The sequence below is a fragment of the Paenibacillus sp. FSL R10-2748 genome (genome assembly GCF_038005565.1).
Classification (GTDB): Bacteria; Bacillota; Bacilli; order Paenibacillales; family Paenibacillaceae; genus Paenibacillus; species Paenibacillus polymyxa_B.
This window is the reverse complement of the sequence record NZ_JBBOTK010000001.1, coordinates 911636-936910: the sequence shown is the minus strand read 5'-3', so window position 1 is coordinate 936910 and position 25275 is coordinate 911636. Positions and strand designations below refer to the sequence as shown.

The 25275-nt window shown below is 45.6% G+C and carries 20 protein-coding genes; 11 read left to right on the top strand and 9 right to left on the bottom strand.

Annotated elements, in window-relative coordinates; all coding sequences use genetic code 11:
* Positions 1-22: 22 nt before the first annotated feature.
* Positions 23-1636, top strand: coding sequence for a cobyric acid synthase (locus NSS66_RS04445; protein WP_254347808.1), 1614 nt, complete (start codon positions 23-25; stop codon positions 1634-1636).
* A gap of 219 nt (positions 1637-1855) precedes the next feature.
* On the opposite strand, the gene NSS66_RS04440 is transcribed toward NSS66_RS04445, so the two are convergent.
* Complete coding sequence (locus NSS66_RS04440) at positions 1856-3556, bottom strand: methyl-accepting chemotaxis protein (protein ID WP_340958499.1); 1701 nt, start codon at positions 3554-3556, stop codon at positions 1856-1858.
* A 502-nt stretch (positions 3557-4058) separates the two neighbouring features.
* Between NSS66_RS04440 and NSS66_RS04435 the strand changes: the two genes are divergently transcribed.
* The 5 genes from NSS66_RS04435 (at position 4059) to NSS66_RS04415 (ending at position 11031) form a co-directional block, all read left to right on the top strand.
* Positions 4059-5327, top strand: coding sequence for a PTS transporter subunit EIIC (locus NSS66_RS04435; RefSeq protein WP_340958498.1), 1269 nt, complete (start codon positions 4059-4061; stop codon positions 5325-5327).
* A 205-nt stretch (positions 5328-5532) separates the two neighbouring features.
* Positions 5533-6366 carry a BglG family transcription antiterminator LicT gene (gene licT, locus NSS66_RS04430; RefSeq protein WP_023987656.1) on the top strand — a complete coding sequence of 278 codons (834 nt, stop codon included), beginning with the start codon at positions 5533-5535 and terminating at the stop codon, positions 6364-6366.
* 170 nt (positions 6367-6536) lie between these two features.
* Positions 6537-8441, top strand: a complete 1905-nt coding sequence (locus NSS66_RS04425; RefSeq protein WP_023987657.1) for a beta-glucoside-specific PTS transporter subunit IIABC — start codon at positions 6537-6539, stop codon at positions 8439-8441.
* Positions 8442-8684: 243 nt separating this feature from the next.
* A complete protein-coding gene (locus NSS66_RS04420; RefSeq protein WP_025724316.1) occupies positions 8685-10082 on the top strand; it encodes an L-cystine transporter in 1398 nt (465 codons plus the stop codon).
* Between the two features lie 250 nt (positions 10083-10332).
* Positions 10333-11031 carry a queuosine precursor transporter gene (locus tag NSS66_RS04415; protein WP_023987659.1) on the top strand — a complete coding sequence of 233 codons (699 nt, stop codon included), beginning with the start codon at positions 10333-10335 and terminating at the stop codon, positions 11029-11031.
* A gap of 65 nt (positions 11032-11096) precedes the next feature.
* On the opposite strand, the gene NSS66_RS04410 is transcribed toward NSS66_RS04415, so the two are convergent.
* Both NSS66_RS04410 and NSS66_RS04405 read right to left on the bottom strand, forming a co-directional pair.
* Positions 11097-12185 carry a M24 family metallopeptidase gene (locus tag NSS66_RS04410; protein WP_340958497.1) on the bottom strand — a complete coding sequence of 363 codons (1089 nt, stop codon included), beginning with the start codon at positions 12183-12185 and terminating at the stop codon, positions 11097-11099.
* Between the two features lie 72 nt (positions 12186-12257).
* Positions 12258-12986, bottom strand: coding sequence for an MBL fold metallo-hydrolase (locus NSS66_RS04405; RefSeq protein WP_028543006.1), 729 nt, complete (start codon positions 12984-12986; stop codon positions 12258-12260).
* Between the two features lie 203 nt (positions 12987-13189).
* Here NSS66_RS04405 and NSS66_RS04400 point away from each other — a divergent pair, with 203 nt between their 5' ends.
* On the top strand, positions 13190-13702 hold the full coding sequence (locus NSS66_RS04400) for a GNAT family N-acetyltransferase (RefSeq protein WP_068939939.1): 513 nt from the start codon (positions 13190-13192) through the stop codon (positions 13700-13702).
* Between the two features lie 121 nt (positions 13703-13823).
* Here the strand turns inward: NSS66_RS04400 and NSS66_RS04395 are convergent, their stop codons facing one another.
* From NSS66_RS04395 to NSS66_RS04385, 3 genes are all read right to left on the bottom strand, one after another.
* Positions 13824-14258, bottom strand: a complete 435-nt coding sequence (locus NSS66_RS04395) for a threonine/serine exporter family protein (RefSeq protein ID WP_013309318.1) — start codon at positions 14256-14258, stop codon at positions 13824-13826.
* 20 nt (positions 14259-14278) lie between these two features.
* Positions 14279-15034, bottom strand: coding sequence for a threonine/serine exporter family protein (locus tag NSS66_RS04390; protein WP_013309319.1), 756 nt, complete (start codon positions 15032-15034; stop codon positions 14279-14281).
* Positions 15035-15147: 113 nt separating this feature from the next.
* Positions 15148-16002: a hypothetical protein gene (locus tag NSS66_RS04385; RefSeq protein ID WP_071639990.1), complete on the bottom strand. Its 855-nt coding sequence runs from the start codon at positions 16000-16002 to the stop codon at positions 15148-15150.
* 358 nt (positions 16003-16360) lie between these two features.
* On the opposite strand from NSS66_RS04385, the gene NSS66_RS04380 reads away from it, so the two are divergent.
* Both NSS66_RS04380 and NSS66_RS04375 read left to right on the top strand, forming a co-directional pair.
* Positions 16361-17092, top strand: a complete 732-nt coding sequence (locus tag NSS66_RS04380) for an HAD family hydrolase (protein WP_076158147.1) — start codon at positions 16361-16363, stop codon at positions 17090-17092.
* A gap of 136 nt (positions 17093-17228) precedes the next feature.
* The gene (locus NSS66_RS04375; protein ID WP_023987697.1) at positions 17229-17909 is read left to right on the top strand and encodes a serine/threonine protein kinase; all 681 of its coding nucleotides are present in this window, start codon (positions 17229-17231) and stop codon (positions 17907-17909) included.
* Positions 17910-17994: 85 nt separating this feature from the next.
* Here the strand turns inward: NSS66_RS04375 and NSS66_RS04370 are convergent, their stop codons facing one another.
* Together NSS66_RS04370 and speD are read right to left on the bottom strand one after the other, a co-directional pair.
* Complete coding sequence (locus NSS66_RS04370) at positions 17995-19413, bottom strand: NAD-dependent malic enzyme (RefSeq protein WP_023987698.1); 1419 nt, start codon at positions 19411-19413, stop codon at positions 17995-17997.
* Positions 19414-19684: 271 nt separating this feature from the next.
* On the bottom strand, positions 19685-20491 hold the full coding sequence (gene speD / locus NSS66_RS04365) for an adenosylmethionine decarboxylase (protein WP_013309324.1): 807 nt from the start codon (positions 20489-20491) through the stop codon (positions 19685-19687).
* 698 nt (positions 20492-21189) lie between these two features.
* On the opposite strand from speD, the gene NSS66_RS04360 reads away from it, so the two are divergent.
* Entirely contained in the window at positions 21190-22038 is an 849-nt protein-coding gene (locus NSS66_RS04360) for a hypothetical protein (RefSeq protein WP_023987699.1), read from the top strand.
* A gap of 84 nt (positions 22039-22122) precedes the next feature.
* Here NSS66_RS04360 and NSS66_RS04355 read toward each other — a convergent pair whose 3' ends face one another.
* Positions 22123-23136 carry an RluA family pseudouridine synthase gene (locus NSS66_RS04355; RefSeq protein ID WP_160789846.1) on the bottom strand — a complete coding sequence of 338 codons (1014 nt, stop codon included), beginning with the start codon at positions 23134-23136 and terminating at the stop codon, positions 22123-22125.
* Positions 23137-23359: 223 nt separating this feature from the next.
* Here NSS66_RS04355 and recQ point away from each other — a divergent pair, with 223 nt between their 5' ends.
* On the top strand, positions 23360-25258 hold the full coding sequence (gene recQ / locus NSS66_RS04350; protein WP_025724305.1) for a DNA helicase RecQ: 1899 nt from the start codon (positions 23360-23362) through the stop codon (positions 25256-25258).
* The last annotated feature ends 17 nt before the right edge of the window (positions 25259-25275 follow it).

Sequence of the window (25275 nt, the reverse complement as noted above, 5' to 3'; positions counted from 1 at the left end):
TTCGTTAAAGGGGAAGAGGCAATTGTCAACTTTCGAACCGTCCTGCACGAACCCGGCAGCCGTATTGATGCTTCAAGGAACAGCGTCGGATGTGGGCAAAAGCGTGGTGACAACTGCGCTTTGCCGTATTTTTACGCAGGACGGATATCGTCCCGCACCGTTTAAGTCGCAAAATATGGCGTTAAACTCTTATGTTACCGAGGACGGCAAGGAAATTGGACGCGCTCAGGGGGTGCAGGCTGAGGCCTGCGGTATTGAGGCCACGACTGACATGAATCCGATTCTGATTAAGCCAGTCAAAGATATGCACTCACAAATTGTTGTACACGGTGTACCTTATGCCTATATGAGCGCCTCAGATTACCGGAAGGATTTTTTGCCAAAAGCCAAACAGACCGTTATGGATGCTCTGAATCGGTTGCGTGATACCTATGATATTGTCCTTATGGAAGGGGCAGGCAGCCCGGCAGAGATTAATTTGAAGGACCGAGATATCGTAAATATGAATTTGGCAGGTTGGGCGGATGCACCAGTGTTGCTTATTTCAGATATCGACCGGGGCGGTGTTTTTGCCTCTCTCGTAGGAACCATCGAGTTACTGGAACCCCATGAAGTACAGCGCATCCGCGGATTTATCATTAACAAATTCAGAGGTGATCTGTCTCTGCTTCAACCGGGATTAGACTGGCTGGAAGAACGGACGGGCATTCCTGTACTCGGTGTATTGCCCTATCTACCAGACATTCGCATTGAAGCAGAGGATTCGGTAGTACTGGACAAGAAGCCCAAGCAATCTGCAAAAGATAAAGAACTGGATATTGCGGTGATACGATATCCGCGGATTTCCAATTTTACGGACACGGATGCTCTGGCCGCAGAGCCGGATGTGAGTGTTCGTTATGTCACAGAAGCCGGACAGTTGGGCGTACCGGACGCCATTATCTTACCGGGGACCAAAGACACTATTGGAGACCTGCTGGAATTGCGTGAGAGAGGTCTGGAGAAAGACATTCGGCAGGCTATGAATACTGGACGCACACAGCTAGTTGGCATTTGTGGAGGTTATCAGATGCTGGGTACAGCGCTATTTGATCCCGAAGCCGTCGAATCTGGGTTGCCGCAGCAGGCAGAAGGGTTAGGTTGGCTGGCTCTATCCACGACCTTTTTAAAGGAAAAGCAAACCGTACGCGTACAGGGAACCCTGTCTAATCATTGCCCGCTTTTGCTTGCGCCTGATTCGGGTTCTGCCTCTAAGCCAAGCATTGAAGGCTATGAAATACATATGGGCGTTACGGAGTATGTTACGGAACCATACGCACCTATAGATAAAACTTTAAGCCTAAGCGAAATGAAAAGGCTATTCCATATCCGGCGTGGCGAAGGAACAGCTTTTGAGGAAGGCTGGGGTACGACAGACGGTAAAGTATGGGGAACCTATTTGCACGGTGTGTTTGATAATGACCGTTTTCGCCGGTGCTGGCTGGATGGATTGCGACAAGCTAAGGGCTTGGCACCTTTAAAAAGCACTTTTACTGTACGTGAAGCCAAGGAACGAGAGTTTGACCGTGTCGCAGAGGTGGTACGGGCTCATTTAGATATGGAGCAAATTTATCGTATTATGGGAATGAATTCATAAACTTCATGGATGATTATTAAAATCGCTTTTAAAAAATAAAGAGGTATCTCTACAGCCATTTTCAAGACTGTGAGATACCTCTTTTTATTCAGGATTTTGCAAAATTCGATTCCAGTCGCTCTGAAGTGCAAGATATAGACGAACTAAACCATTTCGATCTACATCTTGTCCATTGGAAGTCGCTTATGGGATTTTTGCAAAATCCTCTATTGTATCGGCTTACGTAATTTTAAATTTTTGAACTGCCTTTTGCAGCTCGGTTGCTTGTTTGCTTAATTGGCGAACAACCTCGCTGTGGCTTTCCATTTCATTTAGTTGCTCATCGGCGTTAAAACCGATTTCTTGAATCATATGCTGTGCATTGGCAGCGATGAGAGCTGTCTCTTCCACGGAAGCAGATACTTCCTCCGAGCTGGCGGATACTTGCTCCGTTGCTGCAGATACCGTTTGAATCGTGGCATTGATCTTTTGCATAAGCTCACTTAGCTGGTTAAAGGCTGAGCTCGCTTGTTGAACCATTTCCGTTCCCGAATGAATTTCACGGCTAACCTGGGTCACAGAGTCCACAGATTGTTGCGATACTTCTTGAATGGTAACCAAATAGTCAGAAATTTCTTGTGTGGCTTCTTTAGATTGCTCGGCAAGCTTGCGTACTTCTCCAGCTACTACGGCGAAGCCCCGTCCATGTTCGCCCGCACGGGCAGCTTCAATGGAGGCATTCAGGGACAACATTTGAATTTGCTTCGTAATATCGAAAATAGCCGAAACGATACTGCCAATGGCTTCTGAGCGCTCATTCATACTATGGATGTATCGAAGCGATTCATCGGCAGCATGTCCTACCTGTGACATTTGAGCTACAGCTTTTTGAGCGAGCGTATTACCGTTAACCGTTTCTTTCGTTGCTTCACTGATTTGATCGGATACATCATTGGCAGAGGAGGCGATGTGCTGAACACCTTGAGCGATTTCCTCCATAGCCTGTGCATTTTCAGCAGCAGTTGTAGCTATGCTGGTACTGCCCTTTGCTACTTCCTCTGCGGCAACTGTAGAGTCCTGCACTTTTACACTCATAGCCTCAGTCCGACGAAGCAGCTCGTCCGATCCTTCAACAACCGCACCGGATGTAGAAAGCACATGGCCGATCATTTCTTTCAAGTTATGAGACATTGATTGGAAGCTGCGGGCAAGTTGGGCAATTTCATTGACTCCATGAACCTTCGCTTCTTGTGAAAGATCACCTTGAGCGATTTTTTCGCTATGACGAACCAATTCAGCAATGGGTTCTACAACTTTACGTATCACGAGGGTAGAAATAATTCCGCCCAGCAGGAGCGTTGCCACTGTAATACCTATGCAAATCCATAAAATTTGTTGGGATTTTTCCTGTACGAATCCGACATCTTCGTTCACACCCAGAACTAGATTACTACCCGATATAGCAAAGAAGGCGGTTTTGTGTACTCCGTACGAATCGCTGTAAATTTCACTGATATTCATCTCGCCTTGTTTTGCTTTTTTAATATCCTCTACAGGAATGAGTGCATCCTTGACCTTGTATACTGATTTTACATTCCTTGCGACGACTTCGGCTTTACCATCCTTTACTACTGTGATATATGCCGATTCTAATTTGAGAGTATCGACCTTGTCCTGAAGATAGGATTCCATCTGTATAGCGGAGCCGGAATCAGAACCGCTTCCTTGTTGGGCCTGAACCGCTAAGGAAATATTGAGATCCTGATACACATTTTTAGCTCCAGTTTCTAGCAATTGGTCTACCTGAGGCATGACACTGTTATTAATGATACTCATGGATATTACATAGAAACTGACGCTGAATAAAAGGGATGCAAAGAGCTGAATCAGCAAAAACATAATTCGTAATTTCGCGCCAATGGAACGATTAAAACTCTTCATGAAAATTCTCCTCTCACATGATGGTAATAAAATCAGACGAATTCCCCTGCTTGATGTAGGCCGCTTGTCCAATAAGATACTAGGCACGCCATGATCTACTTGTTTTCCTCTCCTTGCTTGAAGAAAAGACTGAAAATGTTCGGATTCTATGTATATTTCAGCTGTATTCAAGGGACAAGAATGTGAAAGGGAAGTAATCCATGATTTACTAAAAAGTAGGTTAGACCTATTTTACATAATTAACAGGCGGTTGAATAGTCATATTTGCCCAAAAACAAACAAAAAATATATAACTATGGTCTTAGGTGTTTAGATGTAAGTTAGATGTAAATTATCAGGTGCATAAAAACGAATAGATTACTCCTTCTTTAAAACTATTGTAAAAAAGAAGTAATATAAGTAGCATAAGGAATACCGCTTTTATTACAATATTCTTCTAAGCTTGGTTTGGTAAGTTCGAAAGTGGTCTTCAATATACATATAAAAAGGGGAAAAGGTAGTTATGAATCGGGATTTACTTTCCAAAGAAATGATTTCGCAGGTCAGGGGAGAAGATGAACAGGAGCAGACTTCCGGAAGTTACAGAGCTGCCACAGGGAGAAATCCGATAAGTCGTCTATTAGATTATGTATCAGGCGTATTCACTCCGATCTTGCCGGCAATGATTGGGGCGGGAATGATAAAGGTATTAATATCTATTTTCATGTCCTTAGGTTTTTTGTCAGACCAACAGGTATTTACTAGTTTGTTATCTGATCAACAGGCGTATACCATTTTATTGGTTATCAGCGATGGGGTATTCTATTTTTTGCCCATTCTATTTGCGGCAAGTGCGGCAAGAAAGCTGAACAGCAATATGTTTGTTGCGGCTGCCATCGGAGCATCAGTATTGCATCCCCGCCTGACAGAGTTGTTCCAGTCTGGTGAGGAGGTTCGCTTTGGCGACTTGTCAGTCATAGACGGGCAGTCTGCTTCTTCCATAATACTAATGCTTGTTGTCGTTTGGATGGCGTCGTATGTGGAAAAATGGTTAGACAAGCATACCCCCTATTGGCTTAAAGTAGTGGCTGTCCCGACTTTGACTCTGATGATTTTTATACCTTTGATGATGTTCGTTCTTGGCCCGTTGTGGGGGTATCTCGGTCAACATTTATCGGATGGACTCGCATGGTTATTTGATAATGCAGGAGTGTTTGCAGGGCTGCTGCTCGGGGGCGCGATGTCTTTGCTTATTATGGCAGGTATGCAATATATAATGGTACCGATTATGATCAGCTCGCTTGCAACACTGGGCTACGATCATGTCTTTCCTGTGGTAGTGGCAGCGGTACTTGCCCAGGCAGGTGCAGCATTTGGCGTGCTTTTTAAATCCAAAAATGTCAAAGTGAAAACGCTGGCCTTTTGGACAGGCTTGCTTGCCATGATGGGGGTGGTTGAGCCGGCGATGTATGGAGTCACAATGCGCTTTAAGAAGCCTTTTGTTGCGGCGTTGATCGGAGGGGCTCTCGGTGGTGCATTTATGAGTTTATTTGAAACTGAAGCAACGGCTATTGGTGGTATATCAGGTCTGCCCAGCTTGGGATTATTCGTCGGTCCTACATTTATATATGCTATTTTGGGAATGTTAATCTCACTAGTTACAGCTGGCGTAATTACGTATTTTATGGGCTTTGTGGATGAAAAAGATGAGCATTCGCAAGTAGTGTCCACATCTGGCATGAATGCTTCTCCTTCTCCGAACTCGGTTGTGGAAAAGAGCCCTGGCAGCTAAGGCGTGCCAACGCCCAAAAGCCTCATGAAAGTGTTTACAAAAAAACTTGTCACCTCAGTCTTTATATGATATTATGGTATCAGTTATTCAAAACTGCACAATCGTGGATTGTTACTGAGCGTATCGGGCAAAACCATAAGCAGGCACTATGTGTCAGTTTTGGTATTGCCTTTTTTTACTACTCCAAGCGGCTTAAGGTGATGGAATGAAGATAGCAAAGGTGCTGAATAATAACGTCGTAACGGTCATTGATGAACAGCAGAAAGAATTAGTCATTATGGGAAGAGGAATTGCTTTTAAAAAAAACACAGGCGATGAGATTGAAGAAGAGAAAATCGAGAAAATTTTCAAACTTGAAAGTACCGAGGTTTCCCGCAAACTCATGACCCTGATGTCTGATATCCCTATTGAATATGTTGAAATTTCTGATGAAATCATCCAATATGCCAAAACGATACTTGGTGTAGAGTTGCATGACAGCATCTATATTTCGCTGACGGATCATATCCATTTTGCCATAGAGCGTTATCGCTTGGGTATGGATATCAAAAATGCACTTTACTGGGAAATCAAGCGAATGTACCGCAAGGAATTCACGATTGGGACCAAAGCACTGCACATGATTCAGGACAAGCTGGGAGTTACACTTCCAGATGATGAAGGAGCATTTATCGCCTTACATTTGGTGAATGCACAGCTTAATAGCGAAATGCGCGAAACGATAACCCTGACTAACATTGTCAAGGATATCATAAATATTGTAAGTCGCTTTTTTGTAATGGATCTGGATGAAGAGTCTTTAAGCTATTACCGCTTTATTACACATCTCAAATTTTTTGCTCAACGGGTAATGAATGGGACCCCTGTACAAAATACAGATAATTCCCTTCATGATATGGTTAAGGTTCAGTATAAGAATGCTTACGCCTGCGCGGAAAAAATAAGAGATTATACCACTAAAATCTATGGTCGAAGCTTGTCCCAGGATGAGATGTTGTATCTCACCATTCATATCGAGCGTATCATTAAAAATCAATGATTTCATGTATGATCAGGGATTTAGGATTGCTACTTCTAAACCAGAAGGCAAAACCTGAATGCTGAAAGAAGATTGGCTTTTTATAAAGCTGTCTGCTTTCTGTATTCAGGTTTTTTTATTGCCCATTTGCGCATTTTATTTTATACCTTAAAAGAAAAGAGGAACACCTCATGGATCGAAACCAATTATCCAAAGAGATACTTACACTGGTTGGTGGTGAAGAAAACGTAGAGCAGGTCATTCACTGCATGACCCGCTTGCGCTTCAACCTTCATGATGATAAGAAAGCTCAGAAAGAGCAGTTGCAGAAAACGGATGGCGTCATGGGAGTCATGGAGAGTGGCGGCCAGTTTCAGGTTATTATCGGCAATGATGTAGCTAACGTGTACAAATCGTTGGTGAGCAACATGTCCAAGGCTCCGCAAAGTGACTCAGGAGCAAGTACTGCATCTAAGAAAAAACAAAACCCGATCAGCAAACTGTTCGACTTTATTGCGGGTATGTTTACACCGATTTTGCCAGCGATCACCGGCGCAGGCATGATCAAAGGGATCATTGCTCTTTTAGTGGCAATGAACTGGATGTCCGATAAGAGTCAAACCTATACGATTTTAGCGGCAATAGGTGACGGTGCGTTCTACTTCCTGCCTATTATTCTGGCTGTCAGTGCTGCTAGAAAACTCGGCAGTAATATGTTTATTGGTGCGGCGATTGGTGCTTCCATTTTGCACCCGACGATTACAGCTTTACTGGCATCTAACGTGAAGGTTAGCTTTATTGGTCTTCCGGTGACAGCGGCCACATATTCTTCGACCGTTATTCCAATCGTTATTGCGGTCTGGCTGGCATCTTATGTTGAAAAATTCATTGATAAGTATACACATGCATCACTGAAGTTGCTCGTTGTTCCGACATTGACTTTATTGATTATTGTACCTTTGACTTTGGTTGCTGTAGGGCCGCTCGGCTCCATTATTGGTAATGGCCTGTCAGGCGGTATCTCTTGGTTGTTTGAAAATACAGGTGCACTTGCAGGTCTGCTGCTAGGCGGTACCTTCTCCCTGATCATTATGACAGGTATGCACTATGCGTTGGTTCCTATTATGATTGGATCGATTGCAACGTTGGGCTTTGACTACATGATTCCAATTATGGGAGCAGCCAACTTGGCACAGGCTGGTGCTGCACTGGGTGTATTCTTAAAATCAAAAAATGCCAAAGTCAAAACAGTGGCTTTCTCGACGAGCTTGACAGCTATTATGGGTGTAACTGAGCCTGCAATGTATGGTGTAAATATGCGGTTTAAAAAACCATTTACTGCTGCGTTGATCGGCGGAGCCGTCGGCGGGGGCTTCATGAGCTTGTTTGGTACAAAAGCGTATGTCATGGGTGGATTGGTTGGTGTGCCTGGTCTGGCGATGTTTATTGGACCGACTTTCTTATACGCAATCCTGGGTCTTATTATTGCATTTGTGGTTGCTACGATTGTTACCTATTTGATCGGCTTTACAGATGAAAAGAACGAAGAAGCACCACAAGCAACAACAGACGCTGCCGGAGACATCTCTACTGATGAAATAGCACAATCTGCTGTGTCCTCACTGCCGAAAGGTGAGAAAATCCCGGTATACAGCCCGATTATGGGTGAAGTTAAGCCGCTCAGTGAAGTCAATGACCCTGCATTTTCTCAAGAAATCATGGGTAGAGGTTGGGCTATTGAACCATCCGAAGGCCGGGTTGTTTCCCCAGTGGATGGTACAGTGTTCTCCATTTCCAAAAGTGGGCATGCTGTTGGATTGGTGAGTGATTCAGGACTTGAAATGCTCATTCACGTTGGGATGGATACGGTTAAACTAAAAGGACTTCATTTTACGCCTCATCTTAAAGCAGGAGATCGCGTGAAGGTAGGAGACCTCGTGCTGGAGTTTGATCTGGTGGAAATCCGCAAGGCTGGTTACGAAACGATAACGCCTGTTATTGTTACGAATGTAGCTCAGTTTAGCGAGTTGGAGTCCGCTGATAATCAGCATAAAGTGGTTAAGGAACAGGAACTGCTATACACAGTGATCGTCTAACGGCTGATAAAAATTTTACGCCTAAGTTGAATACATGTCGTTGTGTTCAGGACAAAAAACAGCAAGTCTTCGAAAGATGAAGGCTTGCTGTTTGGCATTTTCAATAAAACCCAAAGTGGAAGCTGCTTAACTATTTTATTGTTATAAAACCTACAAAAATAGTTGGTTTTGTGATATAGTAATCTTCGGATTGAAGGATCACCTTATAAAACATATTAAGTATAAGTTTGGAGGAAATAATACATGGATACCTTCTTTATTATTTTAAATGTTATTGTGCTGCTTTTGCTGCTAGGCGTATTGGTCTGGATGCAGAAAAAGCACATCTCCTTTACAAAAAGGGTATTTGCCGGACTTGGCTTCGGACTGATCTACGGGGCTGTTCTACAATATGCCTATGGGGCAGGCTCAGAGGTCATTACAAAATCAGTTGATTGGTTCAACCTCGCAGGTAATGGTTATGTCCGTTTGCTGCAAATGGTAGTTATTCCGCTTATCATGGTGTCGATTATTTCGGCTATTATGAATTTGAAGGGAAGACAGAACCTTGGCAAAATCAGCGTGTCCATTATTGCAGTACTACTGATTACAACGGCAATTGCTGCTTCAGTTAGTATTGTAACCAGCTTGTCGTTTGATCTAAAGGCAATTGAGATCCAAGGTGGGGAAAAGGAACAAGCACAGGGCTTGAAGATGGAAGAGCGCCTTGGAACAGTTCAGGACATGACCATTCCACAGCAGGTGCTGGAATTTATTCCTTCAAATCCTTTTGAGGATATGACGGGAGCACGTCGTACGTCGACGCTGGCGGTGGTCATTTTCTCGGCCTTTATCGGTGTGGCTGTGCTCGGATTGGATCGTAAAAAACCAGAACAGGCGCAAACCTTCCGTAAAGTGATCGATGCAGTGTACGCTGTAGTGATGCGGATTGTAACTCTGGTGCTGAGATTGACTCCTTACGGCATTTTAGCACTGATCACTAAAGTAGTAGCTACGACCAATCCGGATGAAATTTTGAAGCTAATCAAGTTTGTGCTCGCTTCTTATGTGGCTCTGTTGGTCATGTTTATCATTCATCTTATTTTGCTGGCCTTGTTCGGCTACAATCCGGTGACGTATGTGAAAAAGGTATTGCCTACACTGGTTTTTGCTTTTACTTCTCGTTCCAGTGCGGCGACCATTCCGTTAAATGTTGAAACACAAACGAAAAAGCTTGGTGTGTCCGACGGCATCGCGAATCTGTCTGCGACCTTGGGAGCGACTATTGGGCAAAACGGCTGTGCTGGTATTTATCCGGCAATGCTGGCGGTCATGATTGCTCCAACCGTGGGTATTGATCCAACGAGCTGGGATTTTATCCTCACGCTTATTCTGGTAGTTACGGTCAGCTCGTTTGGCGTGGCGGGTGTAGGCGGTGGTGCCACTTTCGCTTCCCTGATCGTGCTTTCCACCATGAATCTTCCAGTGGCATTGGCAGGATTGCTCATCTCAGTCGAACCGTTGATTGATATGGGACGCACAGCGTTAAATGTCAATGATTCTATTACCGCAGGTCTCATTTCAGGCAAGGTGCTCAAGGAGAACGATCAAGACGTGTTCAACAATCATGGCATGGATTTGGATGCAACGGCACACTCCTAAGTAAATGATAAACGAAAGGTGTACGATGCATTCCCCTATCGCATCTGTAGCCTATATAACACACGTACAGAATGTACTCAATACAAAGAGCCGGCCATAAGGTCGGCTCTTTGTATTGAGTTTAGGACAGTGTAAATTATAGCTGTTCACGAATCCTAATCTATGATACATTAAAATAATGTTTTTCCGGCTTGCTTCGGATGAACCGCGGTTCGCAACCATCCCGCGCTATCAAAACTAGGAGGATTTCATGTTTAATCTGTTATGGGGGGCAGCTTTTGTCCTCGTCAATTTTATGTTCTTTTTGTTATGTTTTCGGTTGTTCGGTAAAAAAGGGCTGTACGCCTGGATTGGTGTTGCTACTGTACTAGCCAATATTCAGGTAACCAAAACGATTGATCTGGTCGGCATTACCACTACATTGGGAAATACGATGTATGTTTCTATGTATATGGCCAGTGACTTACTGAATGAAAAATATGGGCCTAAAGAGGCGCGTAAAGCTGTGTGGTTCGGCTTTTTCACTCTGATTATGACGACGATAACGATGCAAATGGTGCTGCAGTTCCAGCCTACTGCAACGGATTTTGCCCAGACACCGATGCAACAGCTGTTTGGATTGTTGCCAAGGCTTGCGCTTGCCAGCTTGACAGCCTATGCGGTCAGTCAATTGCTGGACGTGCGTCTGTATGCCTGGATTCGCAAGTTTTTTCCGGAACGTCATCAGCTCTGGATTCGCGGCAATGGCAGCACGATGATCAGCTCGTTTATAGATACGCTCATTTTCTGTACTATTGCCTTTTACGGTTATGCGTGGGGGATATGGCTCGAGATATTATTCACCACCTACATCTTAAAATTTGTACTGACCGCGGCGGGTACACCCATTTTGTACATCGCACGCAATTTCCGCTTTATAGAAGAGGAGGAGCAAACCCTCAAGCCATGATGGCTTGGGGTTGCCCCTCCTTTTTTCATACTTTTTACATACCGATATAATGAATAGCGATGTTTTTATCCCAGCACTGTCAGTTCTTTTGGAAAAGAGGTAAGCACTTCAACACCATCAGAGGTGACCAGAACGTCATCTTCAATCCGCACACCGCCGAGGCCTGGCACATAGATGCCGGGTTCGATTGTGAACACGAAGCCTTCATGAAGCAGATCACTATTGCCTCCGTGTACAGATGGATATTCGTGAACACTCATGCCAAGGCCGTGTCCAACTCGATGGTTAAAGGCAGGGCCATATCCAGCGGCTTCAACAACAGTCCGTGCTGCCTGATCTACGGATGCGCAGGAAACTCCCGGGCGAATGGCGGCAATTCCCGCTTCGTTCGAGCGAAGAACCGTATTATAAATCGTTTCCAGCTCAGCCGATAGCTTTCCGAAAGCAAAAGTACGTGTAATATCCGAAGCATAGCCATCGGAGTATACGCCCATATCAAACATGAGCAGATCGCCATGCTGTAGCTTGCGGGTGCCTGGAACACCATGAGGCAAGGCTGTTTTGGGTCCAGACAGCACTGTTGTGTCAAAGGACGGGCCGTCTGCGCCGATCTTTTTCATCTGGTATTCGATTTCTGCCACCAGTTCGACTTCCGTCACCCCTTCACGCACATGGGTGAGACCGTGACGAAGAGCATCTTCTACCAAACGAGCTGCATGTTTCAGACGTTGTACTTCCTCAGGAGTTTTTCTCACACGCATTTCTTGAAGCACAGGGCCTAGATCCACATATTGAGCCGCGCCAATGGCAGTATGTAGCTGTTCGTAACGGAGGACGGAGACGTGCTCCTTTTCCAGCGCGAATGCTTTCACACCGGTGCCTGTACGTTGACGCAGCAGATCATATGGATTGTCTGTATCGGTGTGGGTGGATATACGAGTCACAGAAGAAGCAGCTTGGGCGGCTTCTGCATCCAGGGCGGGTACGATCAGTTCTGGTTCTTGGTCCCGAAGCAACACCAGACCAAGAAAACGCTCATGCGGATCACTGGCAAAGCCCGTCAGATAGTAAATATGTTTAGGATCGGTCACAAGCAGGCCGTCCCAAGACTGTGACTTCAGTTCATCATACAGTCGGGTTATTTTCTCATTCATAAAGTCTCATTCCTTTCTGTCTATTTATTCATTATAGCTCTTCATACATAATTATTTATAGCATTGAATGACTTATTCTCTTTCCTGACATAATGTTTGCAGTCGTGCCTGTACATTCTGATCATAGTAACCACCATGGTAGCAGAGTACCTTCTCGACATCCAATACAGTTAGTTTATCGAGGCTCTTCAGGGCCAGCGGCATATCCGGCGTAGCCGACTCTGCAGGACCGACCAGTTCACCTTCGACTACCAGCAGTTCATCTGCTGCCAATAGTAGCTTTTGTGCGGGCACATACAAGCTGATATGCCCGGGCGTGTGACCGGGTGTATGAATAATCTGTATGCCCCCACCATAAGGCAGATGCTCACCGTCCTCAAGAATATGAGCAAAGCGCAAATCTGGCAGGCGGCGAATCATATCCTCTGCTTGCTGCTTAAGCACAGTATCCATTTGTTTAATCCGTTCGGGCGTCAGCTTCACAAACGGTCGCTCTCCTGTCATGTAAGGAACGTCATCCTTATGGGCTAACAGGGCAGTATTCGGCAGCAGATCCAGCAGTGCATGAACATTTCCGATATGGTCAATATCCTGATGTGTTAAAATAATTCTTTTCACGCGGCTGATATCCTCACCCACATCTGAGATAGCCTTGCGTAATGGCTCCAATTGGCCCAGCATTCCCGTGTCAATCAGTGTAAGTCCATCCTCGTCCTTGAGCAGTACAGGATAAATAGTCGTTTTTCCAAAAAAAGATTCCATAGGTATTTCCAAAATCAAGAGTTGAGTTCCAATATTCATATTAAGCTGCTTCAGAATCCTTGACTCCGAAACATACCTCCCGTCTCATCGTGTTAAATCGCTTTCCCCGTTTTTATTTTTCCTTATCTTCAAGCTCTATTATAAAACCCTTTGGGACTAATCCGCAAAACAACTCGATATGGCTGATCGGGCGCTTGTCTTGTACAATAAATAAATCACACAATAGGAGGCGGATACGAATAATGAATAAGGACCAATCTTTTTCCATTGAATTTGCGTGCAAAGAGGATCTTCCCGATATTGTGGACATTTATAATTCTACGATTGCAGGACGAATGGTCACGGCAGATCTGGAACCGGTGACAGTGGAGAGTCGCATTCCATGGTTTGAGGCTCATCAGGAGAACCACCGCCCTTTGTGGGTATTAAAACAAAAGGGTGCAATTGCCGGATGGGCCAGCCTTCAGTCCTTTTATGGGCGTCCAGCTTATAACGGTACAGCAGAAATTAGCATATACGTCCATGAGGATTCTCGTGGAACCGGAACAGGAAGTCGACTGGTACAGCACTTGCTAAATGAATGTCCGAGACTGGGGATTACAACGTTGTTGGGATTTGTTTTTGGTCATAATGAACCAAGTATTGGGCTGCTGCGGAAGTTTGGTTTTGAGCAATGGGGATACTATCCGCGTGTAGCTGTGCTAGACAGCATAGAGCGAGATTTAGCGATATTGGGCAAGCGAGTGGATGAATAATAGCTTATGACAGTTAAATATTCTTTGTAATGTGTACAGAAAAAGGCTGTTTCCAAAATCGTCTCAAACACTGCGGATGATTTTAGGAGCAGCCTCTTTTACTTTGCTATTTTCATCGCTTTTAGCGCTGTGGTTTAAAACGTATGCTGTGAAAAATTTGATTAAGCACCTCAGACAGCACTAAACCGACAGCAATAGCACCTGCGATCATCAGCGTGCTCATGGCCAGCTCCAGTGCCTGAGGATAATGTTGTTGTACGAACTGGCGCATGGCATTATAGGCCATTCCCCCTGGAACGAGCGGAATCATGCCTGCCACACTAAAAATAATCACAGGCATTTTGTACAGCCGCGCAAAGCCTTGACTGACGATGCCGATGAGAATCGTTGCCAAAAGGCTGGCGCTCACAGGTCCCATGCTGTCCGTGGTTGAATAATAGACAAGCCAGCCTAGCATACCAACAAAACCGCATTGCAGTAGTGAACGCCGGGGGGCATGGAAAAGTATGCCGAAAGCAGCGGTGGCAATAAAGCTTGTGAATAATTGTGCAAGCATAGACTTGAATCTCCTCCGAATCACATATAAGAAATGATAACCGCAACGCCAGCTCCAATGCCGAAAGACGTCAGGCAAGCATCGGCTCCCTTGGAAAGACCCGAAACAAGGTGCCCGGACATTAAATCACGGATGGCATTTGTAATTAACAAGCCTGGAACCAGTGGCATGACAGAGCCAATAATAATTTTATCCATCATCTGTCCCCAGCCTACTATCGTTAATAGAGCCGCCAGCAAGCCGATTAGAAAAGATGCAGAAAACTCTGAGAAAAACTTAACCTTAACGAGCCTGTGAAAATACTGTACAGCTGCAAATCCGATACCTCCGCATAACACAGCTGCGGGGAAATCTCGCCAGACTCCACCAAACATGATCATAAAGCAACCGCTGGCCAACGCAGCAGCCATCAGCTGTACACGGTTGGAATAGCGGAGGGGGCCACGTTCAATCTCCGAAAGCTCCTTGACGGCAGCGCGAGGAGACAAATCACCTGTGCTGATTTTACGTGAAATGGAATTGACCTCTGTCACCTTGTGCAAATCGGTGGTCCGCTCTACGATGCGGATGAGCTTGGCAGGCTCCGAGTCATTAATGGCAAAAAAAATCCCAGTTGGTGTTACATAGCTATGGGACTGGGATATGCCATAGGCTGAAGCAATGCGGGACATCGTGTCTTCAACACGATAGGTTTCGGCTCCATTTTGCATCATCAGTTTGCCCGCCAACAGACAAACTTCAATGATTTCAGGAGTAGGATAGGAATGATTATTCATACTCGCTCTCTTTCATTCGTACCGGGCCGTTCGACCCTATTATTTTCATTTATTGTAGCACAAAAAGCCGCCTTTTCAGAGGCGGTTATGTTAGGCGGAAGCCAAGGATTTCATCAAGATTCTATCATATCGGGAATAACGGTATAGTAGGACTCTTCCAGATATGTTGCGGCCTCAGACAGACCCATCAACTTAAGCTGTCCAGCTACAAAAGCACGAAGGGCAGAATGGGTGAACAAATGCCGTGTCTGGGCATCCCGAATAAAAGCCAGTCTGGCTTCACGCGAACCGTTGTGGAACAACTCACGCACAGCTTCGCCTTGTTGTTCCCAAAGGAAAGGCTCCGTTACGGTTAAGAGGGCACTCTCCATAGAAGAGCTATGCTTCGCAGAAGAAGATAACTGAATGCCCAACCCGTTTAGCGTAGGAGCTGCTTCATTGTGCTTCCGTTCTGTTCGCAAGCTGTCGATATACGCAGCCATATCCTGAATCGGTTCGATACCAAAGCGTTCGCGAAAGCATTCGCGTACAAACGCGGTGCGTTCATCTACAATCTGAGGCAGTCGCTGACCTGCATGTCCAGAATAGTCATCTCCACTGGCATAGTATCGTTTTAATGAACTGTTCTCTGTATAAACAACGCTTAAAAAATCCTGCAAATGACGGGCAACCACCCACACACCCGTCCAATCGACGGGAGATACACATACTATAGGGGCCCGGGAAAGGTCCTTTTCAAGCCCAAAATCCGTTAAAAAGCCATAATGTATTCCGTCCACCCCTGCGTGGGCAAAAGGAACAACATCTGGTGGTGTAGCCATATATCGTGGCGCGCGGCCCTGCTCCATAATCAATCCCAAATCAAAACTCAGAGAATGCCGGTTCGCTTCGAGCTCTTTTTCAAATTCTATAAGTGCCTCAATCAAAGGTGTAGCTGATCCATAGGCTAGGTTAGAACCGGAATCCATCGTGTATGCCTCCCTTATCCAAGTACATCCGTAAAGCGTTCATCCCTAAAAGGTACGTGATTTTACACGAAATGTAAACCTGTATGACGAATATTTTCAAAAATGTGACCTTTTACCCGTGTGTTGTCAAATAAAACGCTTTCGGGCAAAGCAGGACAAGATACCTATGTTAGCTCGGTAGAGAAGTAAAGTGAGTTTGTGAAAATGCGGTCTTTTCAGTGTATGTTAGCAAACGTGAAGTGTGATTGCAGGATGCGCAGTTGAAGGACAAGGTGCAACGTAACAGGCCAACGGGTATAATATCAGGACAAGGTGAAAAGGAGCGTCATCCGAAGATTTAACAGAAAGAAGTGGGCATATGAATTTGCAAAAGAAGGCTGTTTTTTTTGATGTAGATGATACGATGTACGATCATTTGCACCCTACACGCGATGCATTGCGTACAGTATTAGGATTGAGTGAGCGTTTTCCTTATGAGAAAGCCTACCATCGTATTCGCTATTACAGCGATGTACTATCGGCTAAAGGAGGACTATTGGAGGGGAAGGCAGGGCCGGATGAACTGGATGAGATGAGGGAAGGCCGTTTCATTCTGGCTTTACAAGAATTCGGGGTAGAAATTACCCGTGAGCAGGCAGTACATGTTCAACAAGAATACTTAGATCGTCAGTACCGAATTGAGCCTTTTGAGGGGGCGATCTCGTTAATAAATGATTTGAGCTCGGCTGGCTTTTTAGTTGGATTAATTACAAACGGTCTTGAGGAACACCAGATGAGCAAGATCAAGGCCATGGCACTGGAAAATCATGTTGCAGCAGAGCATATCTTTGTATCTGGGACCGTTGGCTATGCCAAGCCTGATCCGCGCATTTTTGAAGTAGTGAACGAACGGACAGGAACGTTAGCAGAGCACTGCTGCTACATTGGGGATTCCTGGCGTAATGACGTGGCGGGAGCTATAGCTGCGAATTGGCAGGTGATCTGGTTCAATCACAGGAACGCTCCCCCGGAGACTGACGTGTTGGGGATCTATAAAACAGCAGCAAGCTATGCAGAGTTAAGAAGGTTGCTTCTGCCGGACGCTCGTTAGACACGGTACATACCGTATTTATATAAGAATCAACCTATTTTGAAGCCATTCCAAAAGATAACCCGTAATACTATTTATCTGTTATAGAACTAACTTTATTGGTATTGGTTTAGAACAGAGAAGGAGGGGATCGCGCATGGTAGAACAATGGAGGCAGGCAGAAGACATCATAAGTCAAGTGACCGTATACAGTACGGAGGATAATGATCCGGTTACCATTAAAACAGGCACTCAAGACGTCCGCTGTATTGGCATCGGGACAGATGCGGCCGTATTTACGCTCGATACGTTGCCAGGCTACGCGTTCAAGGTGTACTCAGACATGGCGATCGAGAAGAAAGATGCGGAGGCCGACGTATATGAGCGTTTGCGAGGGTCTGACTTTTTTCCTCATTATTACGGAAAAGGCGACAAGTATATTGTCATAAGTTATGAATCCGGTATTACGCTGCTGGATTGTCTGCTGCAAGGAATTCCTGTGCCAGAGCAGGTCATTCTGGATGTGGAAAAGGCGAGGGAATTTGTCCGATCCAAGGGGCTGAATCCCCGTGATATTCACCTCAAGAATGTACTTATGCAAGACGGACGTGCCAAGGTATTGGATGTATCTGAATACGTGAAGGAAGGCGATGACAAGCGCTGGGAGCATTTGGTGTGGGCGTATCATACGTTTTATTCCGGTATCTCGGAGGTTAAGGTTCCCTCATGGATTTTGGATACGATTAAAAAATGGTACTACAAGCTGGACAACTCCAACTTTAATCTGGAGGAGTTTGCCCAGCGTGCCAGTCAATTGTTCTCTAAATGGAGGTCATAACCGCTGTAAAGATAACGGATATGCAGACTGATCATTCGATAGCAAAAAGGATTGCACCCGTATTTAGGGGAGCAATCCTTTTCTTTTATCTGAAATCCCGAGGCACTCTTCTGGCTGTACCGCTCGCAATCGCGGCTTGAATCACCTTTTCACGCACCCGTTGAACTGCACTCTCGTTAAATACACCAGGGATAATATACAGCTTGTTTAGTTCTTCAGGACGGATCGTGCCTGCGATGGCCTCTGCGGCCGCCAGCTTCATCTCTTCGTTGATTTCACGGGCACGGCAGTCGAGCGCCGCTCGAAAGATGCCAGGGAAACAAAGCACATTGTTAATTTGGTTAGGATAGTCCGAACGTCCGGTGGCGATGACACCCGCAATGTCCTCGACGTCCTCTGGCGCAATTTCGGGAACCGGGTTAGCCATAGTGAACAGCACCGGGGCTTCTTTCATACGTTTCACGTCTTCTCGTTGCAGTAGTCCACCTGCCGACAGCCCGATAAACACGTCAGCATCCTTCAGAACCTCGGACAGCGTGCCCGACAGCCGTTCAGGGTTGGTATGCTGCGCATACCAGTTCCACATCGGATGCTCGTATGTTTCATCAGCTGTAAGCGCTCCGTGACGATCTACGCCAATGATGTTGACTGCTCCTGCAGATAGCAAAATTTTCGTACAGGCCACACCCGCAGCCCCGATACCACAGACGACAATTTTGACGTCAGACAGGGCTTTGCCGACAACCTTGAGCGCATTGATCAGCCCTGCGTATAAAACGACAGCTGTGCCGTGCTGATCGTCATGAAAAACAGGTATGTCCAGCTCTTTACGTAACCGCTGTTCAATCTCAAAGCATCGTGGCGACGAAATATCCTCCAGATTAATCCCGCCAAAAGCTGGGGCCATTTGTTTAATGGCCTTAATGATCTCTTCGGTGTCCTGCGTATCCAGACAGATTGGAAAGGCATCGACGGAGCCGAGCTGCTTGAACAGCATGGCTTTGCCTTCCATAACCGGCATGGCTGCATAGGGACCGATGTTACCTAGCCCGAGAACAGCGCTTCCGTCAGAGACGACAGCGACCGTGTTGCGCTTGATCGTCAAGCGGAAAGCTTTGTCCGGTTCCTCGTGAATCGCCATGCATACGCGTGCCACATCGGGGGTATATACCCGGGATAAGTCATCGCGGTTTTGAATTGGGACTTTGGGCTGCATTTCAATTTTGCCCCCGAGGTGTAATAGGAAGGTACGATCAGAGATGGATAATACCTTAACACCTTGTGCTTTTTTAATCCGAGCAATCATTCGGTCGATTTCTGCTGGATCGGCAATGGTAACTGTAATATCCCTCACAGTGACCTTCTCAGAGGTGCTAATGACGTCAATGGCAATCACATCTCCGCCATGTTCGTTTACCAGCGTAATCAATTGACCAAATTGGATGTGTCCGGTGGAAATTTCCAATCGCAAAATGATGTTTTTACCGCCAATACCGCCTTGCATACAAATTCCTCCTTTGTCTTCCATAACAAAATCATACTTAGGATCAATTGATTGCGCTTACAATAGGAAACGGATGTAAATCTATGCTGATATTTTAAATTAGTGGTTTCTTCCCCTATCATAGTGAACAATCTCTCGCTTGTACAGATCAAGTTGAGTAATATCTATTATTTTGTATTTAAAAAAGGACGAAAGCCCGGCTGTATTCCAGTCCAAGCGATCATCCTTTTTTTTATAAAATGATCTATTTTATTTTCACGCATTCGATCTGTTACGTCATATTTTTACCGTAGTAAATTTCGTCCATTTCGATTTTGAGACGTGTTGATATATTTTGTTGCTCTTTTTCACTCAGACTTTCCTTGGTGTAGCCGAACAGGTAATTGTCCAGATCGAATTGTTTTAGCTTACATTTGGTATGGAAAATATTTTCCTGATACACATTCACGTCGATCATGTCATACTGACTGCGCACTTCGTCTGGAATATAGTTTTGAATGGAGGCGATATCATGGTCGATGAAAAGCTTATGTCCATTCGTATCACGTGTGAAGCCGCGTACCCGGTAATCAATCGTCATAATGTCGGTGTCGAAAGAATGAGTCAAATAGTGGAGTGCCTTGAGCGGGGAGATTTCCCCACAGGTAGAGACATCAATATCAGCTCGAAACGTACTGATCCCCTCGTCTGGATGATATTCCGGGTAGGTGTGAACCGTAATGTGGCTTTTATCCAGCTGTATCACGACAGATTCAGGTAGGGGGCCTGGTGACTCGGCATAAGATTCAGTCGGTACCTCCACAATGGGTCCTTCTGATATAAGTACTGTTACGCTGGCTCCTTGAGGTACATAATCCTGCTGGGCTACGTTGAGTACGTGGGCGCCGATAATGTCAGATACATTTTTTAAAATAGCTGTCAGCCGATCTGAGTTGTATTGTTCATCAATATATTCAATATACGCCTCGCGTTCTTCTTTGGTTTTGGTGTAACAAATATCGTACATGTTGAAGCTCAATGATTTGGTCAAATTGTTAAATCCGTGCAGGGTAATCCGCTGTTCCGGTGTTATGGTCATAGGCTATTTCCCCTTATAGTCGCAGTATTCATACATAATATTCCCAACACTCCTTTTCATATACCGATTCATAAAATCAGTTCTGTAGCTGTTAGATTAAAGCCTTGAACAAGTATGTCTTACCCGTTTGGCATAATTAAAAACAGGCAGGGGAGCGTCTTTGTTTTTACATGTATGGAAATTTTAACGTATATATACTTTATTTCTTACTCAGCGATTTTTAAGTAACAGGACTTATAATGTAGACTATGCATAGGGCGAAGGAACTGAATGGACAGAGGACTCGTAGTAAAACATAAGAACCGGGTTAGTAATTCATTAATTTAATGTGTGTCACCTTCACAATGCTGAAAGCTTAACCGAATATGATTATAGACCCGAAAAAATAGTGATTTTGTATATTGCGTAAATCGAGAAAAGCAACTTCAGCTAATAATGTGCGTATAATGAAATAAACGTAAGAAGCTGAGAATTATGAAGTTAAAATGAATTTTGATAGCAAAATTTAATTTACAAACCGATCCCATGTTACTGTCAGGATTTTGCAAAATTCGATTCCAGTCGCTCCGAAGTGCAAGATATAGACGAACTAAACCATTTCGATCTATATCTTGTTCATTGGAAAGTTCATTGGAAGTCGCTTATGAGATTTTTGCAAAATCCTCTACTGTAAGAAAAACGGTGAAAGGAGTATCAAGATGCTGGCTTTGTCCGATCCGGCCTGGACTCTGCTCCAAGGCCCCTACGGTTCTTCTCAATACGTCCCAGAAATGTTGAAGCAGCTCCAAGCCGGATATGACGGCGAAATGGCTGACACCTTGTATTGGGAGGAACTGTATCACCAAAATACGTTGTATACTTGTACATTTGCGGCTGTACCTTACCTTGTAGACATTGCGTTAAAAAGTTCTGATATAGGGATTCGTGCAGATATATATAACATTTGCGGAATATTCGAAGCGAAGAATAACAATCCTCTACATACCAAAGTTCCATTGGAATTTACAAGGGATCAGGTGAAAGTGGATTCTAGTCTGGCTGAATATATTTATGCGCAATATCGGAGTGCCATTGTCCGACTTGCAGAATTGACTGAAGAAATGGTGCTCTATGCGAAGGAACACGAAGGAGATATCGGTAAACGCTATGTTCTGGCTGCGGGTGCTGCTTTTCAGGGTTATCGCTGCGTAGCTTATATGCTACAAAGCTTCGATACAGGTGACGAATATACGCTGGATTGTCCGCATTGCGGTACCCCGCTCTATATTTGGCCTGATGAACAGAATGACACCCTGGTTGTCTATGATAAAGATCCTGTAAATTCAGACAATCTGGTTCCCCATCCGATCAGCCCCCGTTCATTGGACCGTAGAGGTGCTAATATGCAGTGGTTACACGAATATGCCCAAAAAATTGAAGAGAACAAGCTGCTTGCCCAATTACCCTATTTAAACGGTTGGGTAGATTGTCCAGTGTGTAATACGCCCATATATATATGGGATGAGTTGATGAAAATGGCTGATGGTGTTCGGAGGTATACCGCTTAATCAATCAAAAAAGGGTGCTGTCTTCTACAGCCCCCTCATTTCCTCTTATATTTTTCCATCTAATCTCCGTATGCTTTGCCAATTCTACTCCCGAAACGGATTCAAAAAGGTTTTAGGAATGTCGGATTCAAAACGCAGCAATACTCCGGTGACGGGATGAATAAATGACAATACCCTCGCATGTAGGCCAAGACGCCCAATCGACTTGGATTTGGAACCGTATTTTTTATCTCCAACAATTGGATGGCCGATATCCTCCATATGTACGCGGATTTGATTTTTGCGTCCGGTTTCCAAACGTACTTCCAGCAAAGAAAAATGCCGATTGGCTTGAAGCAGCTTGTAATGAGTGACTGCGTGCTGTCCGTCATTCGGATAAGGACTGGAATACATTTTTAGCGTCTTGCTTTCTTTCAGCCATGAAGTGATCGTACCCTCAGCTTTTTTAACTTGTCCTTCGACAAGAGCAATGTATGTTCGTTCATACACAACTTCCTTCCACGCTTTTTGCATTTCCTGCTGTATGGCTTCGCTTTTCGCAAACATCATCACTCCTGATGTATCACGATCCAAACGATGCAGTACAAAAATACGATTGTACGGATGTTCGCGCCTCACATGGGCCGTAAGCTGGCGATATGCTGTTACTTCCTGCTCCTGCGCTGAAGCCACGGACAGCAACCCGGCATCCTTATGGATAACGATAATGGCTTCATCCTCATGCAAAATACGTAGCCCAGTCAGTGGTACGACGGGAGTTATTTTTTCCTTGGAAAGAGCGACAGTCTGACCTTGCTCCAGTGGAAAATTATGCACGGTACGCGGAATGCCGTTGACGGACACCTGCCCACGAGCCAGTGCTGATTTAATGGAGTTACGACCCATGCCAGTCACATGTTCTACTAAAAAGCTCAATAGCTCGGCAGGCTCCTGGACGATGTATGTTTTGGCAGGGGCTTTATCTAAAGCATTCGTTCTCCGTTGAGCTTCCGGTCTATGGGAGCCAGATCTTCCGGCAGGTTTATGACTGCGTTTGGAATGGCTTGCGTTTGACGTAGATTTTGTATGATTTTTCCGTTGGGGTTTCCGATTGTTCATGGATTCTTTCTCCTTCTTGGAACCGTGTCTCTTCATAGTTATGGACAAATTTGCGGCACCGTGTTCACTATATCATGAGAAAACAGCGAACGCCATAAGGGACTAAACCAGATTGGCAGTCTTCTAGCGGTTGAACATTACCCTGAACCCCGGTAAACTAAAGGTAACGAAAGAAAAGCCGATATGCGTCAAGGACGCTAGAAATATGAGGAGTTTTGAAACTATGAGTGTACAAGCACCAACATTGGAACGGGCGCAGGACTTGCTGCAAAAATTTTATGGCTATCCCGATTTCCGGGAGGGACAAAAGAAAATTGTGGCCAGTATGCTGGAGGGCAACGATACGTTGGGCATCATGCCGACAGGGGGCGGAAAATCGATATGCTACCAGATCCCCGCGTTGTTGCATGAGGGGCTGACCATTGTCGTGTCACCGCTCATCTCGCTGATGAAAGACCAGGTGGATGCGCTGACCACAATGGGGATTGCTGCTGCCTACATCAATAGTACGTTGAGTGGTCGAGAAGTGAATGACCGCATACGAGCTGCACGAAATGGTGACTTGAAGTTGCTGTATGTCGCACCGGAACGACTGGAACTGGACTGGTTTCGCGATGAAATGGCTCAGTTGCCAATTTCCTGCGTTGCGGTAGATGAGGCTCACTGCGTTTCCCAGTGGGGCCATGATTTCCGTACCAGCTATCTGGCTGTGGCTCCATTCGTGGACGGGCTGTATGAACGCCCAATCGTGGCTGCGTTTACGGCAACGGCGACACCGCAGGTCATGGATGACATCGTGCGCCTGCTTCGTCTGCGCTCACCGGAGACGTTCGTTACAGGCCTTGGACGGCCCAATTTGGCGTTCAGTGTGCTGCGCGGGGAAGACAAACGCAGCTTTTTACTGAATTATGCCCGTGAGCATGAGGGGGAATCGGGCATTATTTATGCGGCGACACGTAAGGACGTGGACGATTTGTACCAACGGCTGCGTGACGCAGGCATGGCAGCCGGGCGCTATCATGCCGGGATGACAGATCAGGAACGTGCAGATAGCCAGGAAGGGTTTTTGTACGACGATATCCGTGTCATTGTAGCAACCAATGCCTTCGGCATGGGGATAGATAAATCGAACGTACGCTATGTCATTCACTACAACATGCCTAAAAATATGGAGGCTTACGTGCAAGAGGCGGGACGCGCAGGACGTGATGGCGACCCAAGTCAATGTATTTTGCTGTTCGGACCGCAAGATATTGTGACGCAGAAGTTTCTGATTGAGCAAAATCCACAGGATGAAGACCGCAAGCGCAACGACTACCGCAAGCTCCAGCAGATGGTTGATTATTGCTACACGACTCGTTGCCTACGTACGGCACAGCTTGAGTATTTCGGAGAAGCGGAAGAGCATGAAGCTTGCGGTATATGTAGTTCATGTACAGATGAGCGGGAACTGGTTGATATGACCATAGATGCGCAAAAGATTTTTTCGTGCATTCATCGCATGCGGGAGCGTTATGGGGTCTCGATGGTCGCCTCGGTCTTGAAAGGCTCGCGTAACAAAAAAGTACTGCAGTATGGTTTTGACAGCCTGCCAACCTATGGCGTGATGGGCAACCGGACGGAAAAAGAAATTGCTGAAATTATCAATGTTCTTGTTTCGGAAGGCTATCTGATGTTGTCCGAGGGACAATATCCGGTCGTACGCTTGCAGCAGCTTGCGGCTGAAGTGCTGAAAGGCCAGCGAGAAGTCATGCAGCGTGTGGTGCGACATGCCACGGCTTTTGCAGGTGGAGCAGGTTCACGCGGACGACAGGGACGCGATGCATACCCGGCTGCAGTCAACGAAACCGTGTTCGAGCAATTGCGCCTGATCCGCCGCGATCTGGCCGCTCAGGAGCATGTACCGTCTTATATCATTTTCAATGATGCGACGCTGCGTGAGATGAGCGTAGCGAGCCCGCAATCCGAGGCAGACATGTTGCGGATCAAGGGTGTCGGGGAAGTGAAGTTCCGCAAGTACGGCAAGCCGTTTCTTGATTTTTTTCAAAATCAGGGGAATATCGGGGGAACGGTAAGCGAGGACGAGATTTATGCAGACGATGTGTACGAGGATTTTGAATAGCTATACTAAGGTAAGGA